This is a genomic window from Neisseria sp. P0008.S010 (assembly GCF_051962715.1).
In the GTDB taxonomy this organism is placed as follows: Bacteria; Pseudomonadota; Gammaproteobacteria; order Burkholderiales; family Neisseriaceae; genus Neisseria; species Neisseria elongata.
On sequence record NZ_JBQCVA010000167.1, the window covers coordinates 1 to 444 of the forward strand.

1 rRNA gene is annotated in these 444 nt (G+C 48.9%); it reads left to right on the forward strand.

What is annotated here, in order from left to right:
* Positions 1 to 444: ribosomal RNA gene (locus tag ACTHSL_RS13050) — 16S ribosomal RNA — on the forward strand; the annotation flags it as partial.

Consider the following 444-nt stretch of genomic DNA (forward strand, 5'->3'; position numbering starts at 1 on the left):
CCTACGGGTGGCCGCAGTCGAGAATCTTCCGCAATGGGCGCAAGCCTGACGGAGCGACGCCGCGTGGTTGATGAAGCTCTTCGGAGCGTAAAAACCTTTTGCCAGGGAGAAAGTTTATTGATAGTACTTGGCGAATAAGAGGTTGCTAAACTCGTGCCAGCAGCAGCGGTAATACGAGTGCCTCAAGCGTTATCCGGAATTATTGGGCGTAAAGGTTGTGTAGGTGGTTGTATTAGTCTTTTGTTAAATTCTTCGGCTCAACCGAAGACATGCAAGGGAAACGGTACGACTAGAGGATGCGAGGGGTTTACGGAACTTATAGTGTAGCGGTGAAATGCGTTGATATTATAGGGAACACCAAAAGCGAAGGCAGTAAACTAGAGCACTCCTGACACTGAAACAAGAAAGCGTGGGTAGCGAATGGGATTAGATACCCTGGTAGTC